This window comes from Treponema sp. (assembly GCF_045657965.1).
Lineage (GTDB): Bacteria > Spirochaetota > Spirochaetia > Treponematales > Treponemataceae > Treponema_D.
On the sequence record NZ_JAZOUG010000045.1, the window covers coordinates 1 to 7,974 of the forward strand.

Here is a 7,974-nt window from a genome sequence, read left to right on the forward strand (position 1 = left end):
TAAAATGCTCGGTTCCTCTCTTCTTGTCTGCCCATGGTCTGAACTTCATTTTTATGTAATCGGGTGGGGAAATTATTATATACCGCACATTGTTTTAGGATTTTTGACTCTTGCTGTCTTTATTCCAATTTTGAATGGAACTGCAAAAAATAAAAAACGGTCTCTGATTATTTTTTATATACTTGCATTTATTTCAGGGCTTTCGACAATCCGATATATTTTGATTTATCAGTTTCCTCTTTTTCTTGCACTTACAATTCTTAGTTCAAAAAAAGGAAATATTTCACAAATTAAATCATTCACAGATGCAAAAAAATTCTTTATTAAAAATGAAGCTTTATTTGTCAGCTTTATTGCTTTGCTTTTCAGCGGTATCGGTTATTTATTCAATAATGCTGGACTTCATTCACTTTACAATTTTTCACAGTGGAATGATGTTACATTCAATTTCTTTGGAGATGTGCCTTTACAGAAACTTATAACAACTATAATCTGTGCCTTTGGTTATCAGCAGAATATTGCAGTCTTTACACCTGGCGGAGTTATAAATATCTGTGTATATTGCGCACTGACACTATTTATAGTTAATTTTATTGCCTCAAGAAAAAGCGATATTTCTACTGAAAAACGTCTTCTGCTTATTTTTACTCTCTGCACAATCGGTTTTAATTCATTTTTATATTATCACACAGAATTTATCGGTCGTTATTATATAACGATCCTTGCTTACATGATTCCGTGCATCATTGTTTTCATTGAAGATGACCATATTTCTGTTTTAAAGCGATATGGATTAGGATTTTTCTTTGCTGTAAGCATATTCACATCTTCGTATACTTCTGTTCAGGGATATCTTACAAGAGATAACAATAAAGATATAAAACCTGTAATGACTTTCCTTAATGAAAAATGTAGACAAGACTCTGATTATACATTCGGCTACAGCACTTTTGACTTTGCCAATATTGTTACTTATTTTTCAGAAGAAAAAATTGAAGTTGTACCCCTAAAAAAAGTTCGTAAAAATGGTAAAGATGCCTTACCTGATAAATTTAAAACAAGTACATGGCTGACACCTCTCAGATTGACTAATAAAGTACATAATGGGAAGACTTTTTTGCTTGTATCTGAAGAAATTTATTCATCATCATCTGCTTTTATTTTTGAAAACGCCGAAATTGTTTATCAGGATTCTAAGTTCAGAGTGTATGAATATAGAAGTCAGGAAGATTTTATTAAATCGTTTAAATAATAACTCTTCAAAAAAGAAGAGTTATGGTTGAACTCTGTAAAAGGTTATTTTACTTTAATACAACAATAAAATTGTTCCCGTTCTGGTAAATTTCATGGTATGAGCACTTCTTTATAAGTTCGAAACTTTCATCTTTTTGAGTGTATTCATCCGTACATTCAAAATTGCAGGCAGAAAGTAATTCTTTATTCCAAGTTGATGAACTGCCCGGCATTCTTGGAACAATTTGTTTTAAAAGCGGGTAGTTTTTCATTGCAATATGGCTTTTCTGGCATAAATCCATTCCACCTTCAAAACTTACATTTGGTTTTGATTCATCTATTGTAAATTCTGATAAATCATGAAGAATCATGCTGAGCCGGAAATTCTCATATTCTTTTTGATTTTTCAGGCAGTTTCCGTAAGTAAACATAAAAACTACACATGAGTACACATATAAAAATGCTATTATACGGCTGGTTAGATTTAAAACCGGTTTTACATTTATTGAACTTTGAATGGATCCGAGTAAAATAAATGAAACAAAAACATTAAATCCCATGAATGCACGTGACGTAAATGCAGGCCGCTCAAAAACAAGGTAAGGCCCGAATGAAAGAACGTATGATACAACAATCAGAACTGCGGAAACAAAAAATGTAATGATTTTGTTCTGTTTTGATATTTTTACAGCATTAAAAATTGCAGCAATAATCGACAGTATAAAAAATATCTTTGTTAAAAAGCCGCCATTTAAAGAAAATGTAGTTTTAACATATTGAATTACATTAGGTAAAAGCGCAGAAATCATAATCCTTGTTGAAAAATAATCATCTGCGCCATTTGACATTTTGTTCATGAAGAGAAATTTAAAAATTACAAGTGCGGCAACAAAAGAAATTACAGATTTTGCAGCAAAAAATAAATTATCTTTTAATTCTTTGCTGTTTATAAAATCATTCAGAAAAATAAAAATCGCTGCCAGTATATAAAGCGGAAGAGCAGCCTGATAGGAAATACAAGTTAAAATAAGACATATAATTGAAGTGAAGACAAATGATTTTGTGTCTTTCCTGAATAAAAACGGTACTGCTGAAAAGAAAAGGCTTAACGCCATGTACGGCGAGTCAAATCTGTACGAAATGTTTTCGGCATAAAATGGCGAAATAAAAATCACTGAGAGTACGAGAATATTTTTGACAGAAACTGTTTCTGTAAGAGAAACGGAAAGAATAAGTACTGTTGCACTGGAAATAACAATTGCAATAATCTGGGTGAGAGGAGCAATATCGTTAAGCTTTAAACTGTTATGAATTAAAATAGAGCCGAATTCAGAAATATAACGGGAAAAGCCAATCCAGGATCTGTTTCCACCATAGTTTCTGAATACATCATCAGCATAAAAATAGTTTGCAAGAATCACATTTGAATAGGCAAATAAAAGAAAAAAAACAGTTCCTGCAAAAAAGTATGAACTCCTTTTTGAAAAAAGAATTCCGTTGCAGTCAAAAAGTGTCTTTTTAATATTTGTGCAAAGAGCTTTTCCTTTTTCGATAAAGCATAGAAAATAAATGAGAGCGAATGTACAGCCAAAAAGGCGGGCGGAATTCTGAAGGACATCAATCCAGCGTGCAGGATTTCTGAGCGTTTTGTGAAAGAAAACTTCTACATGTTTTAAAATTATATTGTCGATTTTAGTTATCGTAATAAGAACACAAAAAATCAATAAAAAAGCAAAAATAATCGTAGCGAAAAGTTGTGATTTTGTTTTTATAAAATTTTTCATTTTAATTTCCTATTTTTCCTCTTTAACTATGTAAATTGGGCGCTGCTTTACTTCAATGTAAATTTTTGAAAGATAAAGCCCCAGTATACCTGTGGTAAAAAGCTGAAGTCCGCTTGCAAAAATTATTATGCATGCCATAGAAGCCCAGCCTTGAACAGGGTCACCGTTCAAAATCTTTCGTACGATTATAAAAATAAGGAAAGCAAAAGCTACCAGAAGCATAAAAACTCCAAGAAACGAAGCCAGTGCCAGAGGTTTTGTAGAAAATCCAATTATTCCGTCAATGGAATATTTAAATAACTTCCAGAAAGACCACTTTGTTTTACCTGCAGCCCGTTCTACATTTTCGTATTCAAAATATTTTGTGTTAAAACCGACCCATGGAAAAATTCCTTTTGTAAAGCGGTTCCTTTCGCACAAAGAAATAACTGCTTTTCTGTAAGTTTCGCTCATAAGGCGGAAGTCTCTTGCTCCGTCCACAACTTTGACATCAGACATAGACTGCATAATTTTATAGAACTTACGTGCGAAAAAAGAGCGCAAAACTGGTTCATTTTTTCGTGTACTTCTTCTTGTAGCGGCGCAGTCAAATCCTTCTTCCGTAAGTGCTTTAAGCATCTGCGGTAAAAGAGAAGGCGGATCCTGCATGTCGGCATCCATTACTGCCGTAAAAATGCCGTTTGCCTTACTGAGACCTGCATAAATTGCTGCCTCTTTACCGAAATTTCTTGAAAAACTTATAAAATGAACTTTTTTATTCTTTTCTGAAATGTCCCGGAAGATTTTTATTGTAGAATCAGAGGAACCGTCATCAACAAAAACAAATTCATAATTTTCACAGTTAATTGATTTTAAAACTTTTAATGTTTCATCATAAAAAATTGGAAGAACTTCTTCTTCGTTAAAACATGGAACAACGACCGAAATATATGGCTTGTCAGCTGTACAGGGGGGGGCGAAACTTTTATCCATTTACATTTTCCTCTTTGAAAACAAAAAATCTCTGACCAATATAGTTTAAAAGCGTATAAAGACACATTCCTGTAAACATAGCAATATTATCTCGAATTTTTATACTAAAGTCAGCAAGCAATGCGTAAACAAGCTGTTTTGCTCCAATATAGGCAATCAGGTAGCAGATAACCAGAAGAACTGAAAATTGAATTATCTGTACAAAGCTTTTTTTGTGATTTTTAAATGTAAAGTATTTGTTTAAAAGAAAACTGCATATTCCTCCGACAATGTAGTTACAGGCTGAACTTATCCAGTAACTGCATTCAAAAACATTGTATAAGAGAAACATAGTACCAGCACCAACAATTGTGTTTATAACTCCAACGATTAAAAATTTAAAAAGTTTTGCATCGATAAATCTTGGCATAATTTTAAAGTCCTTCGAGCAGTTCCAGAAATTTTGACGTGATATTCTCCCAACGGCGGTTGGACAAATCAAATTGATACGAACATTCTTTTTGATTGACGGCTTTGCGTACAGCATTGATAAAATCATCATAGGTGTAAGTTACATCTACTCCGGCTTCTTTTAGCTTCGGCGTGTCGCAGTAGGCTACAATCGGCTTATGGGCTGCCATTGCCTGATAGTATTTTGCAGTGATTCCAAGCGGGCGGTTTTTGTAAAAATCTGTAACGTAAGGAACCATAACAACAGAACAGTTTGTAATCCATGCAGGCACTTCGGCAGGCGAAATTCCCGGTACATAAAAGAGATTTTTGTATGATTTGACTTTTTCCTGAATTTCGAAAGAAGGATAATTAGGGCAGACTGCAATATAATTAAAATCAGGAGTTTTATCTGCAGCTTCAAAAAGCAGATTCCACTCAACATCCCAGGCTCCTACATACAGGATTGTATTCGGTTTTTTAAGAAGTTTCGGCACATCATATGATTTTTCGTAACTTTCGATGTCAACACCGTTTGAAAGGAGCGTATAGTGAATCGCCGTGTCAAAGTCAGGGATTTTTCGGCGGTACAAATCCAGACCTTCCTGATTTACGATGATGTTGAGGTCTGCCGTTTTCATGATATGGGTTTCGTTTGTAACATAACGGGAAAGCGCGCCGTCGTACATGAGGGGGTCTGAGGGGCGGTAGACCATTTTTGCGTTGGGGTACATTTTTTTGAGCCGGTCGATAAAAATCATGCCGTCCGAACTTTCAAAGACAAAGACATCAGTTCCGTCCAGCCATTTTTTTGCGAATCGGCGGAAACTGGTAAACGAAAACCGCTCCAGAGAATTCATCATGTTGTCAGAAAAAATCTTGTTCGCACTGTTCGGAAATTTCATTGTTGCAAGCGTTACATTATGAAGTTTGCTTTTTCCGATTTCGTAAGTGATTCCTTTCTGAAGTTCCCTTATCGATTTTTTATTAAAAAGCTCCTGATGCATAAAAAAAGCATAGTAGGGGCGTGGAAAACTAAAAAAAACGGTTTCGATTCCAGCATTGCATGCAGCTTCAGCAAATTTATGAAAACCACCGAGACGGTTTGACTTCCAGTTATGTGCGGTAAGGAAAGTGATTTTTTTAATACTCATTTTAAAGTTTCCTCTAAAATTTTAATCATTTCAGAAATTTTGTCGGTCTTAAATTTATTAATTTCATTAATACAACCAAGTGAAATTTTAACAGTTTGATATTTCTGCAGATATCTGGCGTTCATGTCAAATGACGGGCTGAAACATTTTGCAAACGCTGTCTTAATTTTGTCAGAAATATTATCAAATTGCCTTGCTTTTTTATTACCGATTAAAAAAGACTTTCCATTGTCAAAAATAGGGGCTGTTTTAAAATCAACTCCATTATAGACTATCCCCATGTTGTTGAAGTGTCTGTCATCATTTAAAATTACTTTGTCGAGTGCAAAAGTATTGGCTAAATATTCATGAATATCAAGAGCTGTCTGCTGTTTTACAAAATTGATAACATATTCAATTGCATCATCATAATCCATTTTAGAACAGACATCAGCAAGGTCTCGTCCTGTTACATTTTTGTAAAGCCTGTATAATGTTATGAAAGCTTCGTCTTCGTTCAAGAAGTTTTTGCTGTAGCAGCCTGATCTGCCGTTTATTAGACAAGGAGTATATTTTACAAATTTTGAGGATTCTAATCCGCATTCCTCAAGAATAATACTTGCAACGCATTCTGCAATTCCTTCGCCACCATATCGGTCGAGTTTAAACCAAAGACCATTCTTGAAAAACTTATCTTGAGTGCCGTCGCTGGTACCGCTTGTACGAACTAAAAAAGTATCATCAATGTAAAACTCTTCTAACTGCATTTTACGTCATCCCAAGAAAGATTTTCACCTTTGTACTTGAACCAGATTTTATCCTGAAACATTACCCCATGAGTTTTTCTGCAGATTTTATATGGATTGAATTCTGTTAGTCCAAGCTTAAATAGATATTTTTCGATGTTTTCGCGGTTTTCGTCCCAGCAACGCCATTTCAGGATTTCTCCAAGTTCAAAAAGACTCAATGTATCTTTTGAAAAAATCTGTTTTACAGGATTGGTCGTGTAGCGTGTAATTTGTGCCTGACTTTCAGAAAAAATTACATCAGCAGTTTTTTCATCTTCCCAATATACAGAAAAGTCTTCAATTGTTGAAAATAAATCTTCTATACTGCATGAGAAAAAGTCAGACAGTTTTTTTAACGTCGCATACTCGCATTTTTCAATTTTCTTCTCACCTTTAACCAAAGGGTATAACGCTCCGTAAGGAATACCGGTTCTTTTAGAACATTCATTGATTGAGATGCTTCGCAGTTTTAATTCAGAAAGAAGATCCATGCGTTAATTATCTTTTAAAAGATAAGTGCTGTCAATATTTTATTTCTTTTAGTTAATCCCGCATGTAAATATCTCTTGTATAAACCTTTCCCCGCACATCGGAAAGCTCTTCCGTAAATCGGTTTGCCAGAATAACATCGCAGTTTTTCTTGAAAGCTTCAAAATCATGCTCTACACGGAACCGCTCGAATTCGTCCTGAGAAATCGTAGGTTCGTAGATTACGACTTCAACACCTTCACCGCGCAGAAGTTTCATGACATCCTGAATTGAACTCTGGCGGAAGTTGTCGCTGTTTGCTTTCATGGTAAGGCGGAAAATACCTACTGTGCGCGGATTACGGCTCAAGACATGGTGCGCTATGTATTCTTTTCGGGTGCGGTTGGACTCTACGATTGCCGTCATAAGATTTTGCGGAATGTTTGCATAGTTTGCCAGAAGCTGTTTTGTATCCTTTGGAAGACAGTAGCCGCCGTAACCGAAACTCGGGTTGTTGTATCCATCGCCGATTCGAGGATCAAGACAGACACCGCCGATAATTGCCTGTGTGTCCAGTCCGTGCATTTCAGCGTAAGTATCGAGTTCGTTAAAATAACTTACGCGAAGTGCAAGGTAAGTGTTTGCAAACAGTTTGATTGCTTCAGCTTCGGTTGTGTGCGTGTAAAGAACCGGAATGTCTTTTTTAATTGCGCCCTGCTGTAAAAGTTCTGCAAAAGTATGTGCGGCTTTTTCCATTTCAGGATTATTTTTTGGCGTTCCAACGACGATGCGGCTGGGGTAGAGGTTGTCATAAAGGGCGTGACCTTCCCGCAAAAATTCAGGAGCAAAGAGAATATTTTTTAAACCGAATTTTTCTGTAACACTTTCGGTGTAGCCGACTGGAATCGTAGATTTTATGATAATTACTGCATTTGGAGCGTATTTTTGAACAAGTTCGATTACGGCCTCGACGCTTGAAGTGTCAAAATAATTTTTTGCAGGGTCATAATTTGTTGGGGTTGCAATAATCACAAACTGCGCATCTGTGTAAGCAGAACGAGCGTCCGTGGTAGCTTTGAGATTTAAATCTTTTGTGGCAAGATATTCTTCAATTTCTTTATCGCGGATAGGAGATTTTTTGCTGTTAATCAAATCAAAGTCGGAGGC

The 7,974-nt window shown here is 35.4% G+C and carries 8 protein-coding genes; 1 reads left to right on the forward strand and 7 read right to left on the reverse strand.

Annotated elements, in window-relative coordinates; translation table 11 throughout:
• Positions 1-1,252, forward strand: a 1,252-nt coding sequence (locus tag ACKI5B_RS01655; protein WP_407425214.1) for a hypothetical protein, incomplete at its 5' end; no start/stop codon positions are given.
• Positions 1,253-1,301: 49 nt separating this feature from the next.
• Here ACKI5B_RS01655 and ACKI5B_RS01660 read toward each other — a convergent pair.
• From ACKI5B_RS01660 to ACKI5B_RS01690, 7 genes are all read right to left on the reverse strand, one after another.
• Complete coding sequence (locus ACKI5B_RS01660; RefSeq protein WP_407425215.1) at positions 1,302-3,017, reverse strand: glucosyltransferase domain-containing protein; 1,716 nt, start codon at positions 3,015-3,017, stop codon at positions 1,302-1,304.
• 9 nt (positions 3,018-3,026) lie between these two features.
• Positions 3,027-3,989 (reverse strand): glycosyltransferase family 2 protein, encoded by a 963-nt coding sequence (locus ACKI5B_RS01665; protein WP_407425216.1) that lies wholly within the window; start codon positions 3,987-3,989, stop codon positions 3,027-3,029.
• Entirely contained in the window at positions 3,982-4,398 is a 417-nt protein-coding gene (locus ACKI5B_RS01670) for a GtrA family protein (RefSeq protein ID WP_407425217.1), read from the reverse strand. Before ACKI5B_RS01670 ends, ACKI5B_RS01665 begins: the two co-directional genes overlap by 8 nt.
• A 4-nt stretch (positions 4,399-4,402) precedes the next feature.
• Positions 4,403-5,572: a GumK N-terminal domain-containing glycosyltransferase gene (locus ACKI5B_RS01675; protein WP_407425218.1), complete on the reverse strand. Its 1,170-nt coding sequence runs from the start codon at positions 5,570-5,572 to the stop codon at positions 4,403-4,405.
• On the reverse strand, positions 5,569-6,318 hold the full coding sequence (locus ACKI5B_RS01680; RefSeq protein WP_407425219.1) for a HipA domain-containing protein: 750 nt from the start codon (positions 6,316-6,318) through the stop codon (positions 5,569-5,571). The genes ACKI5B_RS01675 and ACKI5B_RS01680 overlap by 4 nt, the downstream gene beginning before the upstream one ends.
• Positions 6,309-6,830: a helix-turn-helix domain-containing protein gene (locus ACKI5B_RS01685; protein WP_407425220.1), complete on the reverse strand. Its 522-nt coding sequence runs from the start codon at positions 6,828-6,830 to the stop codon at positions 6,309-6,311. The genes ACKI5B_RS01680 and ACKI5B_RS01685 overlap by 10 nt, the downstream gene beginning before the upstream one ends.
• A 52-nt stretch (positions 6,831-6,882) precedes the next feature.
• Positions 6,883-7,974: nucleotide sugar dehydrogenase (locus ACKI5B_RS01690; protein ID WP_407425221.1), on the reverse strand; the 1,092-nt coding region annotated here is incomplete at its 5' end.

Bases quoted from the DNA above. Each gene is read 5' to 3' on its own strand.
- ACKI5B_RS01685 (WP_407425220.1), bottom strand. From the start codon at position 6,830: ATGGATCTTCTTTCTGAATTAAAACTGCGAAGCATCTCAATCAATGAA.
- ACKI5B_RS01680 (WP_407425219.1), bottom strand. From the start codon at position 6,318: ATGCAGTTAGAAGAGTTTTACATTGATGATACTTTTTTAGTTCGTACA.
- ACKI5B_RS01670 (WP_407425217.1), bottom strand. From the start codon at position 4,398: ATGCCAAGATTTATCGATGCAAAACTTTTTAAATTTTTAATCGTTGGA.
- ACKI5B_RS01665 (WP_407425216.1), bottom strand. From the start codon at position 3,989: ATGGATAAAAGTTTCGCCCCCCCCTGTACAGCTGACAAGCCATATATT.
- ACKI5B_RS01675 (WP_407425218.1), bottom strand. From the start codon at position 5,572: ATGAGTATTAAAAAAATCACTTTCCTTACCGCACATAACTGGAAGTCA.
- ACKI5B_RS01660 (WP_407425215.1), bottom strand. From the start codon at position 3,017: ATGAAAAATTTTATAAAAACAAAATCACAACTTTTCGCTACGATTATT.